We start from the raw sequence: 25709 nt of genomic DNA on the forward strand, positions 1-25709 counted from the left end.
GTAACCATGCGGATAAATTAATTCATCAATTAATTATGCGCAAGCGCCCGCGCCGATCATCCAACCGCCGGTGGCGGTGGCTCTTGCGCAGGCACCGCGCTACTCTCGCGCGTCTATGAGCGAACTCAACCAGCGCGACTTCACCCTCGACCCCGAAGACAATGCCCGCCTCGCCAATCTGTGCGGGCCGTTCGACGAACACCTGCGTCAGATCGAATTGCGGCTCGGGGTGGAAATCAACCACCGCGGCAGCATCTTCCAGGTGATCGGCGAAGACGCACACGCCAGAGCCGCCGAGAAAGTGCTGCGCAATCTGTATGCCCACACCGAAGGCGAATCGCTGACCGGTGCGAAGGTCAACCTGCACCTGGCCGACTCCGGCATCGACGCAATCACCGAAGCATCGACCGATGGCACCCAGGACGTGGCGATCAAGGTCAAGCGCGGGGTGATCAAGGGCCGCGGCGCGAACCAGGCGCGCTACCTGCATGCGATCACCAGCCACGACATCAATTTCGGCGTGGGCCCGGCCGGCACCGGCAAGACCTACCTGGCCGTCGCCAGCGCCGTCGAGGCGCTGGGAGCGAACCGAGTGCAGCGCCTGATTCTGGTGCGCCCGGCGGTCGAGGCCGGCGAAAAGCTGGGCTTCCTGCCCGGCGACCTGTCGCAGAAAGTCGACCCGTATCTGCGGCCGCTGTATGACGCGCTGTACGAAATGCTCGGCTTCGAAAAGGTGGCCAAGCTGATCGAGCGCAACGTGATCGAAATCGCGCCGCTCGCGTACATGCGCGGACGCACCCTCAACGACTCTTACGTGATTCTCGACGAGGCACAGAACACCACCGTCGAACAGATGAAGATGTTCCTGACGCGCATCGGTTTCGGCACGGTGGCGGTGATCACCGGCGACGTCACCCAGGTCGATCTGCCGCGCAATACGCGCTCGGGCCTGCGTCAGGCCGTGGAAGTCCTGCGTGGCGTCGACGGCATCAGCTTCACCTTCTTCACCTCGCGCGATGTGGTGCGCCATCCGCTGGTGGCGAAGATCGTGCGCGCGTACGAGGCGTTCGAGCAAAGGAACGAGGGCGACGAATGAGCCGGCGCTCCGCTGTGCCCGTAGGAGCGATTTCAGTCGCAATGATCCGTTCGCCGGTCACAAAAGCATCGCGACTGAAGTCGCTCCTACAGGGGGATGTCGAGGTGCATGTCGGCTATGCCATGGCACGCGCTGGCCTGCCCGCACCGGCCAGTTTCCGTCGCTGGGTCGAGGCCGCGTTGCATGGCGCCAGGCGCCGCAAGCCGGCGGAGCTTTCGATCCGCATCGTCGACGCCGACGAGGGCCGCGCGCTCAATCGCGACTATCGCGGCAAGGACTACGCCACCAATGTGCTGTCGTTCCCTGCCGACCTTCCGCCCAGCGTGGCCTTGCCACTGATCGGCGACCTGGCGATTTGCGCCCCGGTAGTGCAGCGCGAAGCCGTCGAGCAGGGCAAAGTACCGCGCGACCACTGGGCCCATCTGACCATTCACGGCGTGCTGCATCTGCTTGGCTACGACCATCTCGAAGACACCGAAGCCGAGGCGATGGAAGCACTGGAAACCCGCATCCTGGCCGGACTCGGTATCGCCGACCCTTACGCGTGACGCGTCGTGCTCCCTCCCCTGCAACGCAGGGGAGGGTTGGGGAGGGGTTCGCCCTTGACCTTTCCGCCACCCTGAGCAACCCCCCTCCCAACCTCCCCCTGCAAGCAGGGGGAGGAGCAATCGCGCGCGACGTTGTGCTCCCTCCCCTGCAATGCAGGGGAGGGCTGGGGTGGGGTCCGCCCTTGATCTTCCCGCCACCCGAGCAACCCCTCCCAACCTCCCCCTGCAAGCAGGGGAGGAGCAATAGCGCGCGACACCTTGCTCCCTCCCCTGCAAAGCAGGGGAGGGCTGGGGAGGGGTTCGCCCTTGATCTTCCCGCCACCCGAGCACCCCCTCCCAGCCTCCCCCTGCAAGCAGGGGGAGGAGCAACTACGGCTGCCGCCGCGGCGCCTGCGCCCTGAACCCGTCACAATTTTTCCGCTAGAATCGGCCTTCCGCCCGCTTTCGGGCAGAAATCAATCGAGTGATGAACGACGACCCTGGTAGTACCAGCGGCCCGGCCCACCGCACATGGTGGGATCGACTGGGCCACATGTTCTCCGGCGAGCCACGCAACCGCAGCGAACTGATCGAAGAGCTGCGCTCCGCCCAGAGCAACGGACTGCTGTCCGTCGACACCCTCACCATGGTCGAGGGTGCGATCAAGGTCACCGAGCTGAGCGTCGACGACGTCATGGTGGCGCGCGCGCAGATCGTGATGCTGGCGGCCGAATCACCCTTGCCCGACATCCTTGCCGCCGTGGTTGAATCCGGCCACTCGCGTTTCCCCGTGCATGGCGAGGACAAGGACGAGATCCTGGGTATCCTGCTGGCCAAGGACCTGCTCAAGTTCTTCGGTGCCGCCGAGCATTTCGACATCCGCGCCATCCTGCGTCCGGCCGTGCTGATCCCCGAATCGATGCGCCTTAACGTGCTGCTGGAGGAATTCCGGCTGACACGCAACCACATGGCACTGGTCGTCAACGAATACGGCGGTGTCGCCGGCCTGATCACCATCGAGGACGTACTCGAACAGATCGTCGGCGAAATCGATGACGAACACGACGACGAGGAAGAACCCTCGCTGATGCACGAGCAGCCCGGCGGCGACTGGCTGGTCAGCGCACTCACCCCGATCGAGGATTTCAACGAGCAGACCACCGCGGATTTCTCCGACGAGGAATACGACACCGTTGGCGGTATGGTCACCTCCGAATTCGGCCACCTGCCCGAAGTCGGCGAGGAAGTCGTCATCGGCGACTACCTGTTCCACGTCACCCAGGCCGACGATCGTCGCGTGCAGCAGTTCCGCGTAGTACGGCGGTAACGCGCTCCCATTCTGCTGAGGCTTCCCGCCCCCTATGAGCAGAGGAAAAGCACAGCGCCTTTGCTCCCTCCCCTGCTCGCAGGGGAGGGCTGGGGAGGGGTCAAGCTCTTGCCGTTACACTTCAGCGCAAAGCATTAAAGCCCCCTCACCTGAAGGATTCCCTTCGGTCACCAACCTCCCCCTGCAAGCAGGGGAGGCGCACAGCGCACAGGCCACCGCATGACTCACCCTTGCTCCCCATCCCATCCCCGCCTGTACACCGCACTGCTGCTGATCCTGTTGCTGTTCGGCCTGCTGCCTTCCGCCCACGCCAGTGTCGCCAACGCACCCGGCGCCAACATCGAGGTATCCCTGATCACCTACGGCCCTGGCGAAACCTACTGGGAACGCTTCGGCCACGACGCCATCGAGCTGCGCGACAGCGCCTCGGGTGAGGCGATCAACTTCAATTACGGCGTGTTCGATTTCAACGAGGCGAACTTCTTCCTCAATTTCGCCCGCGGCCGCATGCACTACCTGATGGACGCCGCGCCCAGCGATCTCGACGAGCGCTTCTACGTCGAAAGCGGCCGTTCGGTCACCCGCCAGCCACTGACCATGAGCGCCGACCAGGCCGCTGCGCTGCGCGATTTCCTGTTGTGGAACCTGCGCCCGGAAAACGCCGGCTACAACTACGACTACTACGCCGACAACTGCACCACCCGTGTACGCGATGCGTTGAACGAGGCGCTCGGTGGCGTAATTAAAACGCAACTTGGCGCGCGCGCCGGTGGCATGACTTACCGCCAGCAAACCGATCGCCTGATGAGCGCGCAACCCTGGCTGATGCTGGTGATGGATCTGGGCCTGGGGCCGTATGCGGACCAGCCGCTCACTGCGTGGCAGGAAAGCTTCCTGCCCGAGGTGCTGCAGGCCCGGCTGCGCGAGATACGCATCGACAACGGCCATGGCGCAACCCAACCGCTGCTGCAGGGTGAGCAGCTGATCTCGCCGAACCGGCTGGAAGCGCCACCGGTCGTCGCGCCCGATCTGCGTCTGCCGCTGGCGCTGAGCGGCCTGCTGCTGGCGATACTGATCGTGCTGACCCGGCGCTGGTGGCCCACCGGCTACGCCCTGCTCGGTACGGTGTACCTGCTCGCGGCAGGCGTCGTCGGACTGATCCTGCTGGCGCTGTGGACGCTGACCACCCATCACTCGGCTTGGGGCAATGCGAATCTGCTGCTGTTCAATCCGCTGGCGTTCCTGCTGTTGCCCACCCTGTGGCGCGCACGCCGTGGTTTTGCCGCCTCGCGCTTCATGGACGGCGTGATCGTCGTGCAACTGCTCGCTATCGTGATTGCGGTATTGCTGCACTTGCGCTCCGGTGTCGTGCAACAAAACCAGCCATGGCTGCTGTTTGCCCTGCCCTGCTGGCTGGCCATGGCGTGGAGCTTGCGCCGCAACCGGTGAAATCCGGCGATGTGTAATTGCTCCGTCTTGCGGCGGGGGGCATGATTCACCCATGAACCTGATCACGCCGCCACCGTCCGAACTGTCGACTACCGACCAGCCCATGGTGGTGAACTGCATCGCCTATCGAAACGATGGCAGCCGGATCGGCGATATCACCCTCGACGCGATCAGCGACGTGCTGTCGCAGCCAGGCACGTTCGTGTGGGTGGGCCTGCATGAACCGGACGAGGAACTGCTCGAGAAATTGCAGGAGGAGTTCGGCCTGCACGATTTGGCGATCGAGGACGCACACGCCGCGCACCAGCGCACCAAGATCGAGACCTATGGCGACTCGCTTTTCCTGGTAGTGCAGACCGCGCAGCTGATCAAGGGTCGCCTGGCCTTCGGCGAAACGCACATCTTCTTCGGACCGCGCTACCTGGTCACCGTGCGCCACGGCGCGTCGTTGTCCTATGCACCGGCGCGACGCACCTGCGAGCACACGCCCGCCCTGCTGGCAAACGGACCCAGTTACGCGCTGTATGGCGTGCTCGACTTCATCGTCGACAACCTGCTGCCGATCGTGCGCGACTTCCGCGAAGAACTGCAGCGGCTGGAGCAGGACATTTTTGCCGAGACCTTCAAACGCGACACCGTCCGCCGCCTGTACGACATGCAACGCGACTTGATGACACTGCGCCTGGCCGTGGCGCCGCTGCAGGACATCGTCAACCAGCTGGTACGCCTGCACCCAAGCCTGATTCCCGACGAACTGCGCGCGTATTTCCGCGACATCTACGACCATGTTTTCCGCGTCAACGAATCGATCGGCGCGATGCGCGAAATGCTCGCCGCCGCGATCAGCGTCAACCTGTCGCTGGTCAGTTTCGGCCAGAACGAAGTGATGAAGAAACTCGCCGGCTGGGCCGCCATGCTCGCCGCCCCCACCCTGCTCACCAGCTGGTACGGCATGAACTTCACCCACATGCCCGAACTCAACCGGCCTTGGGCCTACCCCGTCGTCATCCTGGTCATGGGTTGCATCGTGGGCGGCATCTTCATCGGGCTGAAGCGGGCGAAGTGGCTGTAGACAGCACCGAATCAATCAATCCTATGTGTGATCGAGTATTGCGGAGTACGGGCGGGAAAGATCAAAAGCCACCCCCTCCCAACCTCCCCCTGCAGGCAGGGGGAGGAGCAAAAACGGCGCGGGTCGGGCAGCGCGAATACCGCCAGCTCTTCTCCTCCTGCTCGCGGGAGAGAAACAAAAGCGGCGCGTGCCAAGCAGTGCGAACATCGCCAGCCCTGCTTCCTCTCCTGCATCGCGGAAGAGGAGCAAAAGCGGCGCGTGCCAGGCAGTGCGAACATCGCCAGCCCTGCTCCCTCCCCTGCTCGCAGGGGAGGGCTGGGGAGGGGGCAGCTCTTGATCTTGACCTCCAAAAAAAAACGGCAACCCGCAGGCCGCCGTTTCCTCCGATCAAACGAAGCTCAGTTCGACGCCGCTTCCGCCCCGCCTTTAGCCGTCCATTTCTTCAGCCACGCATTCACCGCATCATGCCATTGCACGCTGTTGTGCGGCTTCAACACCCAATGATTTTCGTCCGGAAAGGTCAGGAACTCGCTGGGAATGCCGCGACGCTGCAAGGCCGTGAGCGCACCCAGCCCCTGGGTGATCGGGATGCGGAAATCATCGCCGCTGTGCACCACCATCATCGGCACGCGCCAGTCCTTGACGTGGTTGAGCGGGTTGAACTTCTCGTAGTTTTCCGGGTGTTCGTATTGGGTGCCGCCGTTCTCACGTTCCTCGAACCATAGCTCCTCGGTGTCGTAATACATCGCGCGGGTATCGAACACGCCGTCGTGGTCGATCAGGCATTTCCACGGCTGGTTCCACACGCCGGCGATCCAGTACGTCATGTAGCCGCCGTAACTGGCACCGAGTGCACAGGCACGATCGCCATCGAGGAAGCTGTACTTGTTCAGTGCGGCCTTCCAGCCCAGCTTCAGGTCCTCAAGAGGTTTGCCGCCCCAGTCGCCGGAGATCGCATCGGTGAATGCCTGACCATAGCCGGTGGACCCGTGGAAATTAACGGTGACCACGGCAAAGCCCTGCCCCGCATAGGTCTGCGGGTTCCAGCGATAACTCCAGCCGTTCCCCATGGCGCCCTGTGGACCGCCATGGATGATGAAGGCCACCGGATAGGTCTTGCCTGGCTGATAGTCGACCGGCTTGACCACGTACCCCTGCACCGTCGCGTTGTTCGCGCCCTTGAAGTTGAAGAACTCGAAATCGCCGACCCTGGCGTTCTTCAGGTCCGCCGCGTTGTAGTGGGTGACCTGCTTCAGACCGGTGCCGTCGGCACTGGCCAGATAGACGTCTGCCGGCCGCTTCAAATCGTCGCGCGTCAACAGCAGTTTTCCGGATGCCATCGAATACCCGCCCACCGTACCGTCGCCCACAATCTGCCGGGCGCTGCCGCTGGTCGTGTCGATCGCGAACAGCGGATGCTGGCCGTTGTCGTCGGCCGTGGCATACAAGGTCTTGCCGTCATCGGAAATCGTGAGGCTGCCGGGTGAACGATCCCACTGCGAATCCACCTCGCGGCGTGTACCGCTGGCCAGATCCAGCGCCATGATCGCGAAGCGGTCCGCTTCGGAACCCGGCGTCTTCATCGCCAGGTAGTAGAGCGTCTTGCCGTCGGGCGATGCCACCGGGTACGCATCCCACGCCTTGTTCTCGGCGGTGAGGTTCTTCGGCGCGGCCGAGCCATCCACCGGCACGCTGTACACGTCGAAGTTGGTCGACCACGGCTCGCTGGAGCCTGCGATGCGCACGTCGAAATACACGCTCTTGCCATCGGACGCGAACGCAAACTCGCTCTCGTCGCCGAACGGCTTGCTCGGTACATCGCCGTCGATGCCACGGCTCAGCAGCTTTGGCTCGGCGGCCAGCTGGCCCTTGCCATCGAAGCTGCCGACAAACAGCTGATTGCGGCGACCGTTGGCCCACGTATCCCAATGCCGCACGAACAGCTTGGTGTAGAGCGTGCCGCTGGCCTTGTCCTTGCCACGCGTTTCGATCCGTTGCTGCGTACAAGCCAGCGTGGCGCAATCGGTGAACACTTCATACGACAACAGCACTCGCTTGCCATCCGGCGACAACTTGTAGCCGCCCAGATCCAGCACGGAATGACTGACCTGCACCGGCGCGGCCTGTTTGGCCAGGTTCAAACCGGTCTTGCCGCCCAGCCCCACCCGCCACAACTGCGCCACACCCTTGGCCGGCGCCACGAAATACAGGCTGCGCCCATCTGCCGACCAGCGCGCCGAACCGCCCTTGTCCACCACCTTCACCGGCTTGCCCGAATCCGCCGCCTGCAGGTCCAGCACGTAGATCGCACCGACACCCTTGTTCGCCGCGTAATCCGTACTGCGCACCCCAAACGCCGCGTAACGCCCATCCGGCGACAACTGCGGATCACCCACCCGATCCATCATCACCATGTCGCGCACATTGAACGCATGCGCCCCCTCGGTCTTGACGAAGGTGGTATCCACCACATCGCCCGCCATCGCAGGTGCAGCCACCAGCGCAAGCAGCAGCGCGGCAATCAGAGGTTTCATCGCATTTTCCCCAGTTGACCCAAACCGTGACGGTAAGCGCCTGGGCGGATGTGGGCAAGTCTCCCCGAAGCTGCTCCGCTTCATTTTTCCTTGGAATAAGGGCTGGGATGAGGGCGGGGCCAGCGCCCCTCTCGTTTCGCCTCGCACCCTCATCCGTAGCTACGCGCCACCTTGTCACCCGCAAGGGGACTCCCAATGTCGCCGGCGGGAGAAGGAACAAGCGGCCAGCGCTCTACGCCGCCAGCGCATCGGTACGCTACCATCTGGCTACATTGCTGCGAGCCAACGCCGCGCCGCCGGGGAATGAGAACCACTATGCAAACCAAACCCGTCGTGTCGCTGGTTGTCCCCTTCTATAACGAGGGAGCGGCCGTCGACGTATTTTTTGAGACCATCGGCGCAACGCTCGCAACCATCGACACGATCACATTCGAAATCGTCTGCATCGACGACGGCAGCGGCGACGACACGCTGGTGCGGCTGCTCACCATGTCGCGGTCCGATCCACGCATAAAGGTGCTGGAGCTGTCACGAAATTTCGGCAAGGAAGCGGCTCTGACCGCAGGCCTGGACGCAGCGACGGGAGATGCAGTAATCCCCATGGACGCTGATCTTCAGGACCCGCCCGGATTGATCGTGCACATGATTGAAAAATGGCGTCTTGGCGCCGATGTCGTACTGGCACGACGCACCGATCGTCACACCGACTCGATGGCAAAACGCGGTACCGCAAACCTGTTCTACAAGCTGCACAATCGGGTTTCCCATGTGGAAATACCCAGTAATGTAGGCGACTTTCGATTGATGAATCGCGCCTCCGTCGACGCATTGAAGCGGCTGCCCGAGCGACAACGATTCATGAAGGGCATGTTTGCGTGGATAGGATTCCGCACCGAGGTGGTCGAGTACGAGCGCCCGGCAAGGGCGACAGGCTCAAGCAAGTTCACCGGCTGGAAATTGTGGAATTTCGCGCTCGAGGGATTCACGAGCTTCAGTAGCGCACCACTGCGCATCTGGAGCTACATCGGTTCGTTCGGTACGTTGCTGACGCTCGCCTATCTTGTATTTATCGTCATCCGAACCCTGATCTACGGCATCGACGTCCCCGGCTACGCTTCCTTGCTGGTATCGGTGCTGTTTTTTGGAAGCCTGCAGTTGCTCAGCATCGGCATACTGGGTGAATACATCGGCCGGATATACATGGAGTCAAAACAACGCCCAGTGTATGTCGTGCGCCAGGTCTACGGCGACAGCCATGAACCCTGAAGCCTATGTGGAAATGGCCGGCACCGAGTCCCGGCATTGGTGGTTTTGCGCACGTCGAAAAATTCTCGGTAGCGTCATCGAGACCATGGGGCTGCCGCACCATGCGCGCATTCTTGAGGTAGGCTCGGGCACCGGCGGCAATCTGACGATGCTGTCCCAGCATGGCAACGTAAGTGCACTTGAGATGGACGAAAATGCCAGAAAGCTTTCGTCCGATAAAACCCATGACCAGTTCGCCATACATGCCGGTAGCTGCCCCGACAACATCCCTTTCCAGGACGAGCGATTCGATCTCATCTGCATGTTCGACGTACTCGAACACATCGATGAGGACGTGGAGACGCTGGCCGCTCTTCGCAGATACCTGGCACCAGGCGGTCGCATGCTGATCACCGTTCCTGCGTACCAGTGGCTGTGGAGCGCGCATGATGTTTTTCTGCATCACAAGCGGCGCTATACCGCCCGAACCTTGCGCGAGGCCTTCCACAGGAGTGGCCTGCGCATCGACAGGCTTACCTACTTCAATACGCTGCTGTTACCGCTAGCGGCGCTGGCGCGGCTGAAGGATCGAGCTTCATCGCGAAAAAAAGCTTCAGGCACAGAGATCCCACCACCGTTCATCAACTCAACCCTCAACGCCATCTTCGCCAGCGAACGGCACATGCTGGCCAACTTCAACCTTCCTGCTGGCGTCTCATTGCTGGGTATCGTCCGTGCCGAATGAGAGTGGAAGCCGCGCCTTCCTCGCGCGACTCATGCGATTCGGCTTCACGGGCCTGCTGGCAACCGGTATCCACGTGGCCGTCGCCGTCGCATTGATCACCAGGCTGGGCGTGTTTCCCTATGTAGCCAACCCGATCGCCTTCCTCACCGCCACTGGATTCTCCTACGCCACCAACACGCTGTGGAGCTTCTCCAGCCGGATGAGCCACCGCACCCTGTTGCGTTACGCATGCGTCGCAGCGTTCGGTTGTATAGCCACCACAGCAGTAGCTGCTGCCGCTGAAGCAGCCCATCTGGACTACCGCGTCGGAATATTGCTGGTGATCGCGCTGGTCACGCCCGCCACCTTTGTGCTGCACAGCCTTTGGACCTATCGGTCGGCAGGGTGACTTCAGCGTTGCCGCCGCGCGCATTTTCCGCCTGCGCCCTCTTTAGCATGCCCCGTAGCCGTAAGCGCTCGCTAAATTCAAGAATATCGCCGACCCAGTGATCGAGCGAAACCAACGGTGCGGCAGCGGAAAGCAAGAATCTGGGGCAGCGCATCCAACCGTGACGCAACGCACAATCAACCCTTCACACTTGGTACAAAACGTGCCTGCTCTCGCCTACTCACAGGGGAGTACACCATGTTGCGCCAGCGAATTTCCGCCGGTTTTACCTTGATCGAACTGATGATCGTCGTGGCGATCATCGCGATTCTTGCCGCCATAGCCATCCCTGCGTACCAGGACTACCTGATTCGAGCTCAAGTGTCCGAGGGCATGGTTCTGGCCAGTGGAGCCAAGGCAGCGGTTTGGGACTACGTTTCCAACACGGGAGAGTTTCCGCCCAGCAATCAAAGTGCCGGCATGGCCAAGAGCACGTCGATCAGTGGCAGCTATGTTTCCAGTGTCGATGTAAAGGACGGCGTAATCAAAGTGTTTTTCAACGGGCCAAAAGCCAATAGCCATCTCGGCAATCAGTACTTGGTGCTGTCACCGGTCAGTCACGGGGGCAGCATCGACTGGACATGCACTCCAAGCACGGTGGATGAGAAATACCTCCCGACCACTTGCCGAAAATAACAGCGCGCCTTTCGAAGTACGTACCATCAGACAACAAGTTGACAAAAAACGTCACTATTTGCCTAAACGTGGCAGATGCCTATTCAACTACAACCATCACATTTTTTGCAGTTGCCAAAGTCGATACGTCGCCGCTTGCGGCCTTTCGTGACGCTAGGCACAATCCGGAAGCCCGCATTTATGCGGGAATACACCCGCGGCAGTTGTGGCACACAAGCTGCTTGACTCTGCCGCGAGCTTCCTGGTCGTTCCGACCGAGAGTAATGGGGTCCGATCCTGCCTAGGGGGATAGGGGACTGGAGCTCAGGGGGCATCACACGGTTAGCTAACCAATACAGAGGAACCACCATGAAGAAGATGCAGAAGGGTTTTACCTTGATCGAACTGATGATCGTGGTTGCGATCATCGCGATCCTCGCCGCCATCGCTATCCCGGCCTATCAGGACTACCTGATTCGTACGCAGGTTTCTGAGGGCGCCGTGCTGACCGATGGCGCAAAGACTGCCGACTCGGAGTTCTTTTCGAATACCGGTCGTTTTCCGAAGTCCAACGAATCAGCCGGGCTCGCGAGCGCCTCGTCGATTGCCGGCAAGTACGTGGAGAGCGTGACGCTCGATACGGGCGGGACGGGCCTGATCACCGCCAAGTTCGGTGGTGCTTCCAACGCCAAGATTTCCGGCAAGAGCTTCATATTGTCGGCCGTGACCAATGTCGGCTCGATCGCTTGGAGCTGCACGAAGTCGGACGTGGACCAGAAGTACCTGCCGACCTCCTGCCGCAAGTAATATTAGGCAATGCTGTCACCAGAAGGGCCGCCACGTGCGGCCCTTCTTTTATCGCAAGGTTGATCGCCGATGCGCCACCGTCTTGCCACGCTTCCGTTGGCGTTATTGCCCTTGGTATTGGTGTTGGTCTGGATCTGCTATGCACCGGGCCTCCATGGCGGTTTCCTGTTCGATGATTTCGGCAATCTGCCAGCGCTCGGCGCCAGCGGACCCATTGATCGTTGGTCGACCTTCTGGCGCTACATCACTTCCGGCATTGCGGATCCCACCGGCCGACCGCTGACCTTGCTGACGTTTCTGCTCGATGCCCGCGACTGGCCTGCCGATCCACTTCCGTTCAAGCGCACCAATCTCGTGTTGCACCTTCTCAATGGCGTATTGCTATATGCGCTGCTGGCCAGGTTCGGTCAGGCACTGGCGATGGAGTCCATGCGATACCGACTGGCTGCATTGGTTGGAGCAACGCTGTGGCTGCTGCATCCGCTCTTGGTATCGACCACACTATATATAGTGCAGCGCGAAGCGATGTTGCCGGCAACCTGCGTGCTTGCTGGCTTACTGATCTGGCTACACGGACGCAGCAAGCTTGCTAGCGGGAACATCGCCGCAGGCGTGGCGTGGGGCATCCTTGGTCTTGGCGGCTTCACCCTGCTCGGCACCTTGGCCAAAGCGAATGGGGCATTACTGCCACTGTATGCTTTGCTCATTGAAAAAATTCTCCTAGCCGCGCGGCAACCGCTAACAACCGATCACGCGCAGCGCGCACAGCGCGCGTTGTCGCTGATATTCATGCTGACCCCGGCACTGGCGATCGGTACCTATCTTGGGTGGGTGGGCGTCCATGGCATTATCGTCGGCGGCCCGGCATCACGGCCCTGGAACTACGCGCAGCGGTTGCTCACCGAACCACGCGTATTGATCGATTACTTGCAGCTACTGTGGCTGCCCCGACCATTTTCCAGCGGGCTGTTCAACGACCAATATTCGGCCTCGATCTCCCTATGGCATCCCTTAAGCACCCTTCTGGCGCTTGTTACAGTCATCGCCCTGATCGTCGGCGCATGGCGTTTGCGGGGTAGGTATCCTGCTTGGGCACTGACCGTGTTGTTTTATTTTGCGGGACATCTACTTGAGTCCACCTCGATCCCGCTGGAATTGTATTTCGAACATCGCAATTACATACCTGCGCTGCTTATGTTCTGGCCGCTTGGCCTGTGGCTGGCCGACGGCCGCTCACTAAGGATTCCCAAACGCACTTTGCTGATCTGTTTACCTCTCGGCTTGGCCTGGATGACCCATGTGCGGGCCGAGTTATGGGGCGATGTTGATCGGCAGGCCAGCATATGGGTTCAGATCAACCCGAACTCACCGCGGGCACAAGCCAACCTTGCAGCGATAGAAATGGAAAGCGGACATCCACAGCGAGCGATCAACCGACTGGAAAAGCTGCTTGCTGCCCAACCGGAGCAGGCGCAACTTGCCTTCAACTTGATCGGTGCCCGATGCATGACTGGCGGCGTAGGGGCTACTGACCTAGTGGCAGCAAACGCCGCCATGCGCAAAACCGCCAACGTGGGTGCGCTGTTATCTCATTGGTTTGATCGCATTCTGCCTACCGTGATGGCAGGCGGTTGCCCCGGATTGACGCCATCCGAATTGCTTGGACTGATCCACTCAGGCCTGCAAAACCCGGCGCTGAGCGCTGCTGGCCCAAGGCAGGATCTTATTTACCTGCGCGGCCGCATCGCGCTAGCCGAGCACCAGCCGGACTCGGCGCTGGCTGACTTCACTCAGGCACTTGATCTGCAGGTGCGACCAGGTATGGCACTTCAGGCTGCTGCCACCTTGGGAACGGCGGGCTACCCTGCACAGGGCCTGCAACTGCTCGATCACTATCAGAATGTGCAAAAAAATGTCATGGCGCCAGGAGTGGGCATGCCGATGATCCACGACTGGATCCTTGATCGACAGCATTATTGGCCGCTTGAGTTGAGCCGTTTGCGTGCGCTGCTCGATCGACAGAATCGAGCCGCGGCAATCACCCCTACTGCGTCTTTCTCCATGCATCAACCTGATGATATGCGATCGGCTTCTCTGTGAGTTCCACAAAAATGACCTCGCCAGCAAGCTCGATGATCCGTTCCCTGACTCTGGGCGCAGCCTTCCTCATGTTGCTCATGCTCATGCTACCCAACCTGATTTGGTATGCGCATCGCTCCGACTTGCAGACGGCTATCGAGGCTCTGTTCATACCCGCGGCGCTTCTTCTGGCGTTTTTCGTATTACTCGGAGATCGGCCTTGGCTGGCCTACCTGATACTGACACCTTTCATGTTGCTAGCACCCGTGGAGGCGTATTACGTCGCGATATACCACCATCCCACCTCTGCAGAAATCATAGGCACCTTGGTCGCGACCAATCCAAGGGAAACCCGAGAATATCTCGGCCCCGCACTCATACCGATCGTAGTGGCTCTTATGGCGGCGGTGGCAATGACATCGCTTGGCATTTGGCGGATCGCTCGCCTAGGACTGTGTTGGCGAAATCAGTGGCGTACTCGGGCACTTATTGTGCTCATCGCTACACCACTGACAACCATGGCCGTAGCCATGGTCTCAACGAATGGAACCGTCCAGCAGCGCGTTCAAGACGCCACAAATCTGGCTTCGACATTTGTCGAGTCGATCGAACCGGGGTATCCGTTCGGCCTGATACAACGCATTGGTGCCTATCATCGCGAATGGATTGCTATGCGAACCCAATCGGCCAGACTTGATGGTTTCCACTTCCACGCCAAACGCGTAACCCAAGTACATAAGCGCCAAGTGTACGTGCTGGTGATCGGTGAAAGCAGTCGACGCAGCCATTGGCAACTGTTTGGCTATCCTCGCCCGACCAACCCCGAGCTGAGCCACATGGGTAACCTCGTGTTGATAGGAAACATGCTGACCTCATGGCCAAATTCCTTGCAGGCCATTCCCTTGGCCGTTACGCGTAAGCCGATCACGAGTGCCAGCCCCACGTTTGATGAGGCCTCGATTTTGCGCGCCATGCAGGAAGCTGGCTACGAGACATACTGGATTTCCAATCAACTGGCCATCGGTAAATTCGACTCGCCCGTCTCGATGTACGCCTACCAGGCGCAACACGTCAAATGGCTGAATCATGCCTCCTGGACGGCGCCAGGAAGCTATGACGAAGATCTGCTCCAACCTTTAAGTGATGCTTTGGCGGACTCGAAGCGTGACCAGTTCATCGTGTTGCACATGATGGGTAGCCATACCAACTACGACTTCCGTTACCCTAGAAGCTTCAAATATTTTCGGCCGACTATGGCCGATAGCGAGAACAAAGTCCCCAGTTTCGCGCACCAACAGAACAGCTACGACAACACAATTCTCTACACGGATCATGTGCTGGCTGGAGCCATCAGCATTCTGCGCCAGAGTGGCGCGATGACGGCACTATGGTACGAATCTGATCATGGCGAGATGCTTTCCACTCCGACCTGCTCGTTTTCCGGACATGGCTTGGGAACTCGCTACGAATTCGAGGTCCCGGCATTCTTCTGGTATTCGGACGAATACTCGCACCGATTTCCAGAGCGAGTTGCTACATTAGTCAGCCATGCAGGGAAACCAACATTGAGCGCGAGTACGTTCGAATCGTTGATTGACATGGCCGGCGTCGACTTTTCCGGACATGATGAAAGCTGGAGTCTGTTTAATCACAACTGGCGCTACCGACAGCGCATCGTCCATTCATATTGGCAGGCCGACTTCGACAGTGCTGTTTTTGGTAAAAATTGCCCAATGGTGTTGCCGAAAAATTCGCTGGATCTGCCTTCCAAAAGTTCGGAGCCACAGGTAAAACCAAACTCAACGACGCTACCCCAACCACCGAAAACTGATCACACTCGATCAGCGATGAGCATAGCCGCACGCGTCAATGCTTAAATTCAGCTCCTATCTCCCATCATCCAGGCAACTTTTGGAGTAACCCAACGCGCATGAAAGCATCACCACAGCGCCCGGCCTTATGGTTGTTGCTCGCTTTCCTGATCATTACGGCGACGGTTTACTGGCCTGGTCTTTCCGGAGGCTTCCTGTTCGATGACTACCCAAATATCGTCGATAACCAAGGCGTGCAACCACATGACGCCAGTCTCGCAACGTTGGTGAATGCTGCGCTGTCTTCACCAGCCAGCGAATTCAAACGACCCTTGGCATCACTGAGCTTCGCGGTCAATTATCTTGTCAGCGGACTCGACCCGTACGCGATGAAGTTGACCAATCTGGTCATTCATCTATTGAACGGGTTATTTGCATTCCTGCTCGCGAGGTCACTCCTTCAGAGTGTCCTCCTTCAAACGACCAAGTCGATCGTTGGAGTTTCGGCAGAATCAGCGAGGCCTGGCGTCGTAGCTGCGTTGATCGCGGGTAGCTGGATGTTGCTTCCCATCAATCTGACCGGCGTCCTCTACGTAGTGCAGCGGATGGAGAGCCTAGCCAATCTCTTTGTCCTGCTTGGCCTAATAGGCTACCTCACGGGACGGCGTCGTATGCTCGGGCTGATCTCGACGATCGGATCAGAGGTCTATCCAGAGGTACGCGCCTCGTCGGATATTGGGAACTTCCTGCTCTGTGCAGCCAGCATCACTTTACCCTTGTTCGTTGGAATCCTGGTCAAGGAAACCGCGGTAATGCTACCGCTCTACGCGCTGCTGGTGGAATGGATTCTGTTCGGCTTTCGCAAGCGGCAGCCAGCCGAGCCCCTTCTGTCGGCGTCAAACGATCGGATGACGCCCCAAGATCGCCGCATCCACGGTCTGTTCTTGTTGGTACTAGTCATACCGATGGTCATCGGGGTGACATGGTTACTCCCCAGGGTTTTGAGGCCGGAAACCTGGGCCTTTCGAGACTTCAGTCTGGCCACACGGCTGCTCAGTGAAACACGCATCATTGCTAGCTACATTGATTGGAGCTTGCTACCAACACCTGCCGCGCTATCATTTTATCACGACAATTTTCAAGTTTCGCAGGGGTTGTGGACGCCTTGGACCACCCTGGCAAGCATCGTGTTTCTTAGCGTGCTGATCGCACTGGTGCTATGGCTACGCCGTCGACTGCCACTCGCCGCCCTTGGCATCGCGCTGTTCCTTGGCTGCCAGCTTCTTACCGGTACCATCCTGCCACTAGAACTCATCTATGAACATCGAAACTATTTTGCCAGTTTCGGACTATTGCTTACGATCGTGCCCTTGCTCGCCGCCCCATCCAGAAGGGCGACTGACGAAATTGTTTTTGCATTGCCGATGGTACTTCCGCGCTATGTTTTGTTGGCAGGACTAATGGTCTGTTGGGCCACGCTTACCTCGCTTACCTCTTATGCATGGGGCAACCCCTTGCGACTGGCTCAGGATCTTGCCAGCCGCGCACCACGATCACCACGCGCACTGTACGAATTAGGCCGCACGTACATCATTTACTCACGCTACGATCCTTCCTCTCGCTTCACCAAACTGGCGTATGCGCCGCTGGAGAAGTCGGCCGCCCTACCGGACTCATCTATCCTGCCGGAACAAGCACTGATCTTCATGAATTCACGTATGAACTTGCCGATCAAAGACGCTTGGTGGTACAGCATGATTGCAAAACTGAAGGCGCGTAAATCCGGTGTACAAGATGAAAGTTCGTTGGGTGCGCTGACCCAGTGCGTGCGCGAACATCGTTGCATGCTCCGAACAGATCGCATGACGCAAGCCTTCATGGCAGCGCTTTCGCACCCGAACCCCAGCGCTCGCCTGCTCGCAACCTACGGTGACTATTCTTGGAACGTGCTGGACGAGCGCGCTCTGGGACTTCGCATGATCAAGGAAGCCGTCAGCACTCAACCCGATGAGACGGCCTACCAAATCACACTGATCCGCATGCTGGCCGCACAGGACGAAAAGCTTGAAGCGAAGGCTGCCATGGAACAGCTCGAAACTCAGAACATTGGTGGGCGGCTGGACAGCAGTCTGCGCGAACTGCGTGCACTACCTGGACTGCAGTAGTGTTCATGGTGTCGCCTTCTCCTTAACAGACAGCAGCCAATGAACCGCAGCCCCCTTGCTAATGACTGTTGACCCCTGATGCGCCTTCTCGGTCTTACTGCACTTAACGGGCCTATCGCTCGCGCCACGTTACGTACCAGTGTTGTGCTCGGACTGCGTCTACTGGTGCAGACAGGCACGTTGCTGTTGGTCGCGCGCATGTTGGGGCCGCATCAATTCGGTGCATTCGCCGGCGTGGCGGCGCTCGCCGTGATGCTGGGAACTTTGTCTACGTTCGGCATGCACTTCGTACTGCTCAGTGAAGTGTCGCGTGACCCTATCCAATGTCGCGAAGTGCTGCGTTATGCGGTGCCCACCACGCTGTTGTGCGGCAGCGTTTTGCTCACCATTTATCTGTTGATCGGCATATTGGTTCTCAGCGACGGCGTACCGATGCCAGCGCTGGTTGCCATCGGCATCACCGAAACGCTGCTGCAACCGCTGTTCGGCTTGCCTGCCGCGGAGCACCTCGCACTTGGTCGCATCGCCCGTTCGCAACTGTTGGCCACCTTGCCTCTCGCGCTGCGTCTGACTGCAGCGCTTGCGGTACTACTGCTGCAACCAACTGACATACTGAGTGCCTATGGTTATGGTTACCTGCTTGCGTCGCTAATCGCGCTCGCCGTCGCCACGTTCAGCATGCCAGCGCCATGGCCCGCACCGAAACGCTGGCGGCTGCCATCGAGTGCGGAACTTCGAAATACGGCGGGCTACGCCGCCTTGGCGGTCACCGCCAATACTCCAACAGAAATTGACAAAACACTCGCGGCGAGGCTCTTGCCATTGAGCTCGGCAGGAGTGTACGCGGCGGGCGCGAGAGTCATTGGCGCGACCACGTTACCGGTCATCGCGATGATGCTTTCCGTATTGCCTCGCCTGTTCCGCGAAGGCCACGTTCAGCGCCAGCGGACTGCGCAACTTGTTCGGCTGGTGCTAATTGCGACCTGCGCCTACAGCTTTGCACTGACAGTGCTGATCTGGTTCATCGCGCCATTTTTTGTTTATCTGTTTGGGGTCAAGTACCATGACCTTGGACACGTAATCCACTGGTTGTGCCTTGCCGTTCCCGGGATTGCGCTGCGATTGGCGGCCGGCAGTGTCCTGATGGCGTTGGGCAAACCCTGGATGCGAGCGGGATTCGAAGTGGTTGGCCTGGGTATCATGCTGGTAGGGGCCATCATGCTGACCGCACGTTTCGGAACCGTTGGCATGCCGCTGGCGCTTGCGTGTTCGGAGTGGGTGATGACTTTACTCGGGTGGACTTTTGTCGTTGCATGCATGCGAAGCGCGCAACGAGAGAGATGACATTATCACGCCTCAAACTGACAAGACCTGAGCCACTTAAAGTGGAAAGCGTGGAGTTCGTAGGCTTTTGGCATTTTCACCTAAGATTGCCTGTGCAAAATTTGCATGACAGAGATCTGGCAAAGCGTTATCAGTCTGGCGATCTCGGGCCAACGATTTCTGCATTTATTTTAAGGCGCGTATATTTTTACTAAACCCGCCTAGCAGCGCGTAACTTAACTAATAACACAGACACATCAGGAAACTAAGTCAATGCTCGATCCAATTGCCGCATGGAAAAAAGCAACAGTCACGCTATCGCGGAGACTTCACGAGCTAAATAATGAGCAGACCTTATTGCATCAAGAATACGCTCGCATCAAGGAGAGTGTTTCCGCTTGTACGCCAGAAAACCCAGCCTTGTACGGATACAAAGTGTATTCCCAGTTCGACGAGGATGGGATCATTGCATATATTTTTTCCAAGCTCGGACTCGGAGATCGGATTTTCGTGGAGATCGGATGTAGCGACGGCCTTGAAAATAATACTCATACGCTTTTGCTGCAGGGGTGGCGTGGCGCATGGATTGACGCTGACGCGAGAAAAATCAGCTACATCTCAAAACAACTGCCCGACAATCGACGCCTCGTCATAAAGCAGGCCTTCGTCTCGGTGAAGAACGTCGGAAAAATTGTGTCGGAGGCACTTACCGCACTTCGCACGTCCTCCGTGGATTTTCTTTCAGTCGACATTGATGGAGATGACCTAAATGTTCTGACCACTTTGCTTGAAGATAATCGACCACGTGTCATCTGCGCAGAATACAATGCCAAATTTCCGCCCCCCATTAATGTCGCCATTCAAGCCAAGGCCAACAAATTCTGGCAAGGTGATGACTATCAGGGGGCTTCGCTCATGGCCTTCTTGGAGGCGCTCAGGCCATTGGGTTACACACTGATCACTTGCGGACTGTCCGGTGTGAATGCCTTTTTTGTCCGCGACAGCGACTCCGTCCATTTCCCCCATTTCACCGTCGAACAACTCTTCCAGGAGCCGCGCTATTATCTAAGGCGCCTTGCCAGCGGGCATCGTCCTTCTCTGAAATTCTTGGCAGATCAAATGTCTGTCAACGACCAGCCGATACTGCCTGACCAAACGTCCGCGCCATGACTCGTGCCGCATCGTGCCAGTCGTGGTCCAGCTTGACGGGCGCGGGCTTCGGTTGCGCCAGAGCTCGCTCCAAGCCTGCGGCGATGCCTTCAGGTGTTGGCGCCACGTAGGTGGCGCCGACGCCACCGGCCTCGCGCAGTTCGGGGCTGTCCGTGGTAATCACGCGGCAGCCCAGCGTCCGAGCTTCGATGACTGGCATTCCGTAACCTTCATATAGTGATGGAAAGACAAAGGCGTCGGCAAGCGAATACAGGGCAGCCAGCGTTCCATCGCTGACATGACCAAGGGGCTTGATCCAATGAGCTCCGTCGTCCCGTTCCACCGAACGATTGCTGCGGTTCCAAGCTTCGCCTCCGGCCATTACCAGTTGGTAATCGAGCAATTTTCCGCGCGCTTTGAGCAGCTTTACCGCGGCCACCGCGCTGACCAAGTTTTTCCTTGGTGCACGGGTGCCCACTGTAAGCAGAAACGGGAGCCTCACTCCGAGTTTCGAAAGCGTTTCCGCGGCGTTTTCGCAATCGAGTGGCAGCACCGGAACTGCGGGAAAGGCTATACCGTCGGCGCGGCGCCCCAAGCGATCGACCAATCGCTTGGCGGTTCCCTGCGAAATGACCACCACCTTGTCAGCTCGTTGCACGTCAGCGTCAAACCAGCATCCATAGCCGAGCCGGGTGAGTGGCGGCAATGTCTCTGGCACAAACAGATGGATCAGATCATGGACGGTCGTCACGCACGGAGCAAACGTCTTGAGCCCGCGGGGCATCAACGTATTGGCGGCCCAGAAAACATCCAGTCCATCGGATTTGGCCATGCTGGCCAGTCGATAATGTATCCACTGCGGCGTCGGCAGGCGACTAAACAGAGGGTGCAGGTCGCAACGAACGGACCAGCGATCAGATGGAAACACGAAGCTGCATTCGCGACGTGCGTACAGTACGAACGTGGCACCCGGCAGCTCCCGATCCAGCGAGGTAAGAATGCCTTCCGTATACCTGCCAACCCCTGTCATCTCTGCTTTCAGCCGACTGGCATCAATTCCGATCTTCATATCCCCAACCTGTCATGACGGAGCAGTTTTGCCGCTCGCGTGGCGCTGCCACACTTCCGGCGTTCACAAACGACAGTTCAAGCGTTCTGCCTGTGAAGCAGGCTGCGTTTCGAACATTCGTTGTAAATGCGCAAATACGCATCCACCATCAAATTCTGATCCAGAGCTTCGACTGCCCGCTGCCTTGCGGCTTGCGACATGCTCATCCGCTTGCGTGCGTCACCTGCAAGTGCGCGTATCGCCGCTGCGAATGCCCCTATGTCGTCTTGCGGGCACAAGATACCAGTGACGCCGTCGACAACCACTTCCTGCAGCGACGACCCGCGCGTGGCCACTAAGGGTAACCCGCAGGCCATCGCCTCGGCCGCCACCAAGCCGAAGCCCTCGCTTCGGGACGGGAAGAGCAGGATGTCGGCATCGCACATGGCGGCCACCACCGCATCGTCGCCACGCAGCCGGCCTAGGTCATGTGTGTTCTCAGCCATGACGACGCGATTCCTTAGTGCCGCATCTCCCCCGGTGAAGTGCAACTCGAATCCCTCGCCAAGCAATCGCATTATAGGCGCCAGCAGATCGACACCCTTCAGCGGAGCCCATTTACCGACATAGAGCAACCGGACAGAACGCTGTACCTCGCGCACTGGTCCCGGCTTGAACTTGTCGAGATCCACGCCGTTGAATACTACCGTCATCGGTCGGTCGAGCACGACCCGGCGCGCGGTCTTTTCTGCAAATCTGCTCACGGCCACTAGGATGTCCGCTCGCTGCATAGTGCGTCGCTCAATCGGAATCATCCAGTGCTTGTGATAGAGCGATTGCAGCCAACGCTTGTAAGGTGCGGCATCGGGATGATGCGTGGCATGATGGAGTGTCGCGACGACCGGCAAGTTGCGTGGCAGGAAGCGCGGATGGAGCCCAGTATTTACATGCACGACAGTCGCCCATGAGGGCGGTTCAGGCACTGTCACGCTCCAAGGCGCGAACTCGGCGCGGTGCGGAAGCCAATTGATTTCGGCGCGAATGCCGCGACGACACAGTTCATCGACCAGACGTCGCGTGAACACGTCCGCGCCGCTGCCGGCTTGCAGCGCCGGAAACCAAATGCCAGGGGCGGGCGACAAAGTCAGGTCGCCTCGCCAGCGATCAATTGTCTTATGTTCCGGCGCAGAGTTGAACCGAAGTGAGTCCAGTCGAACGCTTCGGCAAAAGCGCGGGCTTGCATCCGCGTCTGCACAGATCGCCGGGTCAGCAGCACGCGACCGATACGCTCCACCATCGTGGTGTAGTCACCGGCGGGTACTAGCCAGCCTGATCGCCCATCGGCCACTGCATCAGCCACGCCACCTACGTCGAAAGCCACGGTAGCGAGTCCGTGCGCCGCTGCCTCGATCGCCACCATGCCAAAGCCTTCCACGTCACCGGGGATCTGGCGCAATGGAAATACGCATACATCCGCGGCAGCATAAGCTGCGGTTAACGTCGCATCGCTGCAGGCGCCAACCATCAGCAGGTGCTGTTCCAAGCCAAGGTCGCGGGCCAGTGTCTGCACCTTGATCGCAGCCCCTGTGCCTGCACCATTCAGAGCATCAGGCGCTTCGTCGCCGATGACCAGCAGGACCGCATTAGGGTGACGACGCACTATCTCGGGAAGCGCTTCACGGACAAACTCCCGTAGACCTTTTCTCGGCGTCAACCGGCCCACAGAAAGTAGAATTTCACGATCGCTCAAATCGTATCTCTCGCGGAATTCCTCTGCGCTGCTCGACCGACCAACTTCAGGAAGGCTGACGCCCGGATGGATGATAGTGATGCGCTCGGGTTTGATGCCGGCAGCCACGGCAAGGCCCTTGGTGTGGTGGCTGTTGACGATGCATAGGTCACATCGACGTAGGAAGGGCAGCCACAGGGCGCGATACAGCCGATGCCGCACGGCCAGATCGAGCCCGTGAGCGTAGAGTGCACTGCGTCCGCCCGCCAACCACGCGGCCAGCACTGCGATCGGAGCCGTCAATCCGCTGCCTGCTAGCACCACTCGGGGCTTGAATTGGCGAGCCAGACGCAGCGACTGGATCATCGCCTGTGGAAGAAAACGCCACAGCGGACGCGCTGGCGCTTCGTGAACTTTGATTCCGTCCGGCAGTGCCACGCGGCAACCTTCGGGACCCACCACGCAAATCTGGAAGTCCACTTGTAGCTCGATCGCGATGTGACGATTCAGTCGCTCCATGCCACCACGCAAGGGTGGCAAGTTACGGGTCACCAGAAGAATGGTGTTGCGTGGCTGCCCGCGGACCAGCGCGTCACTCATGAGCCGCTTTGCAATAGTGATAAACCTGGTACTGCCATTTCACCGGCCAGGTGGTCAGCGCCAGCGCCTGCAATGCACGCATGGGCCAGACCAGCGGATTGCCACGTAAGATCCAGTGCCATGACAAAGGATGCAAATCGCGCCAGCGATCCAGCACGATCAGGCCCGACTGCTGGAACAATTCGTTCCAGCGTCCCAGTTCCAGCACTTCTTCTTTCGCCTTGACCTGCTGGGTGCCGCGGTAGAAACCGAGTCGTCGCGTAAGAAAGCCCTCATTGGGTACCAAGATGAGGAAGGCCGCGTCCGGCTTGGCGACTCGCCGCATTTCTGTCAGCGCACCCGGCTTGTCCAGGAAGTGCTCAAGCGACCCCATGCAAGTCACTAGATCGAAACGTGCGTCGGCAAACGGCAATATCTCGGCCGGTCCGCACCGGAAGTCCCCTTCGGGAAACCGTTTGCGACACACATCGATAGCCTTCTGCGACAAGTCAATCCCGGCGACTGCAGCACCCTGTTTATGAAAGAAGCCGAGCCATTCACCGGTGCCGCAGGCTACGTCCAGTACCTGACATCCCGACATGTCGCCGAGCCGTTGGCCTATGCGCCGGCTATGCCAGGGCAATCGCAGCCCATGACCGACGTTGGCATAGTACTCGTTATCGTAGAAATCACGTATGGAGTCGAACCTATCGGTCGGCATTTTCATGATCACTTGAATCAGCGGTCGCTTTCGCGACGATAGGTCAGCGCGGTGATCTGCTCTGACACCAAGCCAATGAGGAACACGATCACCGCTGCGCTCCACATCAGCGTGCTCATATTAGTAAGCCGGCCGTCTTGGATGAATGTTCGCGCATAGTTGGCACAACCCACTAGAAAAAACACTGCGCTCGCTGGCACAAACAACTTCAACGGCGAATACAGCGTGGCGATCTTGAAGATGATCAGCAAAAAGCGCAGGCCGTCACGCAGTGGCTTGATGTGGCTCTTGCCGATGCGCTGGGCCGCCTTGATCGGCACATAGGCCACCGGATAGGCGCTGCGAAAGAATGCCATGGTGCTGGTGGTGGGGTAGCTGAAGCCGTTGGGCAGCAGGTGCAGGAATTCGCGAAACTTGTCTGCGCGTACGGCGCGGAAGCCGGAGGTGAGGTCGAGCACAGGGTGGCCGGTCATGCGGGTGGCGAGCCAGTTGTACAAGGTGTTGGCGAGGCCGCGGCCGACGCCGGCCTGGCTGCTCCAGTCGCGGGCGCCGACGACCATGTCGTAATCGCGATTCAATTGGTCCAGCAGGCGGGCGATGTCGGCCACGTCGTGCTGGCCGTCGCCGTCCATGAAAACGAGGATGTCGCCGGTGGCGGCGCGAGCGCCGCGTTTGATTGCAGCGCCGTTGCCCATCGAATAGGGCGAGCTCAGGCAGGTGACGTTGCTGCTTTTGCAGACGCTGCGGGTGTCGTCGACGGAGCCGTCGTCGACCACGATGATCTCGGCGTCCGGATGCGCGGCACGCAGGCGCGGCAGCAGCGCGGCGAGGGCGGGCGCCTCGTCCTTGGCGGGCAGAATGATGCTCAGGTGGTTCAACAGGCGGCTCCCCCGGGTGAAGGGAGGGATCATAGCTTGAAGGTTGGGTGTGGGTTGAGGTGGGGTTGTGGTTTTGGCGGGCGTTGAGTGTGTTTGCGTGCAGGGCGATTGGTAGGTGCTGTTTGTTGCTGGGCTGAAGTCAAAGGCTCTACCCCCTCCCAACCTCCCCCTGCAAGCAGGGGGAGGAGCAGAACTGACGAGCCCACCCTTCCTCGCCCGCGTTGCATGGGAAGCGGCACAGCTGGCTGTGTTTTGAGACTTGGTCGGGGATTGAGGTGTGGTTGTGGCTTTCGGCAGGCGTTGGGTGTGTCTGCGTGCAAGGCAATTTGGAGGGCGCGCTCTTTTTTTGGATGAAGGCAAGGGCGTCACTCTCTCACAGCCTC

General features: G+C 59.3%; 21 protein-coding genes. 15 read left to right on the forward strand and 6 right to left on the reverse strand.

Going from position 1 to position 25709, the window contains the following annotated elements:
• Positions 1–115: 115 nt before the first annotated feature.
• The 5 genes from ACPPVV_RS13555 to ACPPVV_RS13575 all read left to right on the forward strand — a co-directional run bounded on the left by ACPPVV_RS13555 (position 116) and on the right by ACPPVV_RS13575 (position 5471).
• Positions 116–1096 carry a PhoH family protein gene (locus ACPPVV_RS13555; protein ID WP_426700412.1) on the forward strand — a complete coding sequence of 327 codons (981 nt, stop codon included), beginning with the start codon at positions 116–118 and terminating at the stop codon, positions 1094–1096.
• A 122-nt stretch (positions 1097–1218) separates the two neighbouring features.
• Entirely contained in the window at positions 1219–1644 is a 426-nt protein-coding gene (gene ybeY, locus ACPPVV_RS13560; RefSeq protein WP_426703241.1) for an rRNA maturation RNase YbeY, read from the forward strand.
• 466 nt (positions 1645–2110) lie between these two features.
• Positions 2111–2950, forward strand: coding sequence for an HlyC/CorC family transporter (locus ACPPVV_RS13565; RefSeq protein ID WP_426700413.1), 840 nt, complete (start codon positions 2111–2113; stop codon positions 2948–2950).
• Positions 2951–3169: 219 nt separating this feature from the next.
• On the forward strand, positions 3170–4399 hold the full coding sequence (locus tag ACPPVV_RS13570; RefSeq protein WP_426700414.1) for a DUF4105 domain-containing protein: 1230 nt from the start codon (positions 3170–3172) through the stop codon (positions 4397–4399).
• Between the two features lie 52 nt (positions 4400–4451).
• Positions 4452–5471 (forward strand): magnesium and cobalt transport protein CorA, encoded by a 1020-nt coding sequence (locus ACPPVV_RS13575; RefSeq protein WP_426700415.1) that lies wholly within the window; start codon positions 4452–4454, stop codon positions 5469–5471.
• 398 nt (positions 5472–5869) lie between these two features.
• On the opposite strand, the gene ACPPVV_RS13580 is transcribed toward ACPPVV_RS13575, so the two are convergent.
• Positions 5870–8005 (reverse strand): prolyl oligopeptidase family serine peptidase, encoded by a 2136-nt coding sequence (locus ACPPVV_RS13580; RefSeq protein ID WP_426700416.1) that lies wholly within the window; start codon positions 8003–8005, stop codon positions 5870–5872.
• 315 nt (positions 8006–8320) lie between these two features.
• On the opposite strand from ACPPVV_RS13580, the gene ACPPVV_RS13585 reads away from it, so the two are divergent.
• The 10 genes from ACPPVV_RS13585 to ACPPVV_RS13630 all read left to right on the forward strand — a co-directional run bounded on the left by ACPPVV_RS13585 (position 8321) and on the right by ACPPVV_RS13630 (position 20392).
• Positions 8321–9271, forward strand: coding sequence for a glycosyltransferase family 2 protein (locus ACPPVV_RS13585; protein WP_426700417.1), 951 nt, complete (start codon positions 8321–8323; stop codon positions 9269–9271).
• On the forward strand, positions 9261–9995 hold the full coding sequence (locus ACPPVV_RS13590; RefSeq protein WP_426700418.1) for a class I SAM-dependent methyltransferase: 735 nt from the start codon (positions 9261–9263) through the stop codon (positions 9993–9995). Before ACPPVV_RS13585 ends, ACPPVV_RS13590 begins: the two co-directional genes overlap by 11 nt.
• A gap of 31 nt (positions 9996–10026) precedes the next feature.
• Entirely contained in the window at positions 10027–10383 is a 357-nt protein-coding gene (locus ACPPVV_RS13595) for a GtrA family protein (RefSeq protein WP_426700419.1), read from the forward strand.
• Between the two features lie 237 nt (positions 10384–10620).
• Positions 10621–11058 (forward strand): pilin, encoded by a 438-nt coding sequence (locus ACPPVV_RS13600; RefSeq protein ID WP_426700420.1) that lies wholly within the window; start codon positions 10621–10623, stop codon positions 11056–11058.
• A 348-nt stretch (positions 11059–11406) separates the two neighbouring features.
• A complete protein-coding gene (locus ACPPVV_RS13605) occupies positions 11407–11844 on the forward strand; it encodes a pilin (protein ID WP_426700421.1) in 438 nt (145 codons plus the stop codon).
• A gap of 69 nt (positions 11845–11913) precedes the next feature.
• A complete protein-coding gene (locus ACPPVV_RS13610; RefSeq protein ID WP_426700422.1) occupies positions 11914–13944 on the forward strand; it encodes a tetratricopeptide repeat protein in 2031 nt (676 codons plus the stop codon).
• A gap of 32 nt (positions 13945–13976) precedes the next feature.
• Positions 13977–15800, forward strand: coding sequence for a sulfatase-like hydrolase/transferase (locus ACPPVV_RS13615; protein WP_426700423.1), 1824 nt, complete (start codon positions 13977–13979; stop codon positions 15798–15800).
• 53 nt (positions 15801–15853) lie between these two features.
• Positions 15854–17899 (forward strand): hypothetical protein, encoded by a 2046-nt coding sequence (locus ACPPVV_RS13620; protein ID WP_426700424.1) that lies wholly within the window; start codon positions 15854–15856, stop codon positions 17897–17899.
• A gap of 78 nt (positions 17900–17977) precedes the next feature.
• Complete coding sequence (locus tag ACPPVV_RS13625; protein ID WP_426700425.1) at positions 17978–19243, forward strand: lipopolysaccharide biosynthesis protein; 1266 nt, start codon at positions 17978–17980, stop codon at positions 19241–19243.
• 252 nt (positions 19244–19495) lie between these two features.
• A complete protein-coding gene (locus ACPPVV_RS13630) occupies positions 19496–20392 on the forward strand; it encodes a hypothetical protein (RefSeq protein ID WP_426700426.1) in 897 nt (298 codons plus the stop codon).
• On the opposite strand, the gene ACPPVV_RS13635 is transcribed toward ACPPVV_RS13630, so the two are convergent.
• From ACPPVV_RS13635 to ACPPVV_RS13655, 5 genes are all read right to left on the reverse strand, one after another.
• Complete coding sequence (locus ACPPVV_RS13635; protein WP_426700427.1) at positions 20349–21440, reverse strand: glycosyltransferase family 4 protein; 1092 nt, start codon at positions 21438–21440, stop codon at positions 20349–20351. The two genes, ACPPVV_RS13630 and ACPPVV_RS13635, sit on opposite strands and share 44 nt — an antisense overlap.
• Before the next feature lie 77 nt (positions 21441–21517).
• Entirely contained in the window at positions 21518–22561 is a 1044-nt protein-coding gene (locus ACPPVV_RS13640; RefSeq protein ID WP_426700428.1) for a glycosyltransferase family 4 protein, read from the reverse strand.
• Positions 22562–22563: 2 nt separating this feature from the next.
• Entirely contained in the window at positions 22564–23748 is a 1185-nt protein-coding gene (locus tag ACPPVV_RS13645) for a glycosyltransferase family 4 protein (protein WP_426700429.1), read from the reverse strand.
• Positions 23741–24454: a class I SAM-dependent methyltransferase gene (locus ACPPVV_RS13650; RefSeq protein ID WP_426700430.1), complete on the reverse strand. Its 714-nt coding sequence runs from the start codon at positions 24452–24454 to the stop codon at positions 23741–23743. Before ACPPVV_RS13650 ends, ACPPVV_RS13645 begins: the two co-directional genes overlap by 8 nt.
• A gap of 11 nt (positions 24455–24465) precedes the next feature.
• On the reverse strand, positions 24466–25326 hold the full coding sequence (locus ACPPVV_RS13655) for a glycosyltransferase family 2 protein (RefSeq protein ID WP_426700431.1): 861 nt from the start codon (positions 25324–25326) through the stop codon (positions 24466–24468).
• Positions 25327–25709: the final 383 nt, after the last annotated feature.

It is taken from the genome of Rhodanobacter sp. Col0626 (genome assembly GCF_049994385.1).
GTDB lineage: Bacteria > Pseudomonadota > Gammaproteobacteria > Xanthomonadales > Rhodanobacteraceae > Rhodanobacter.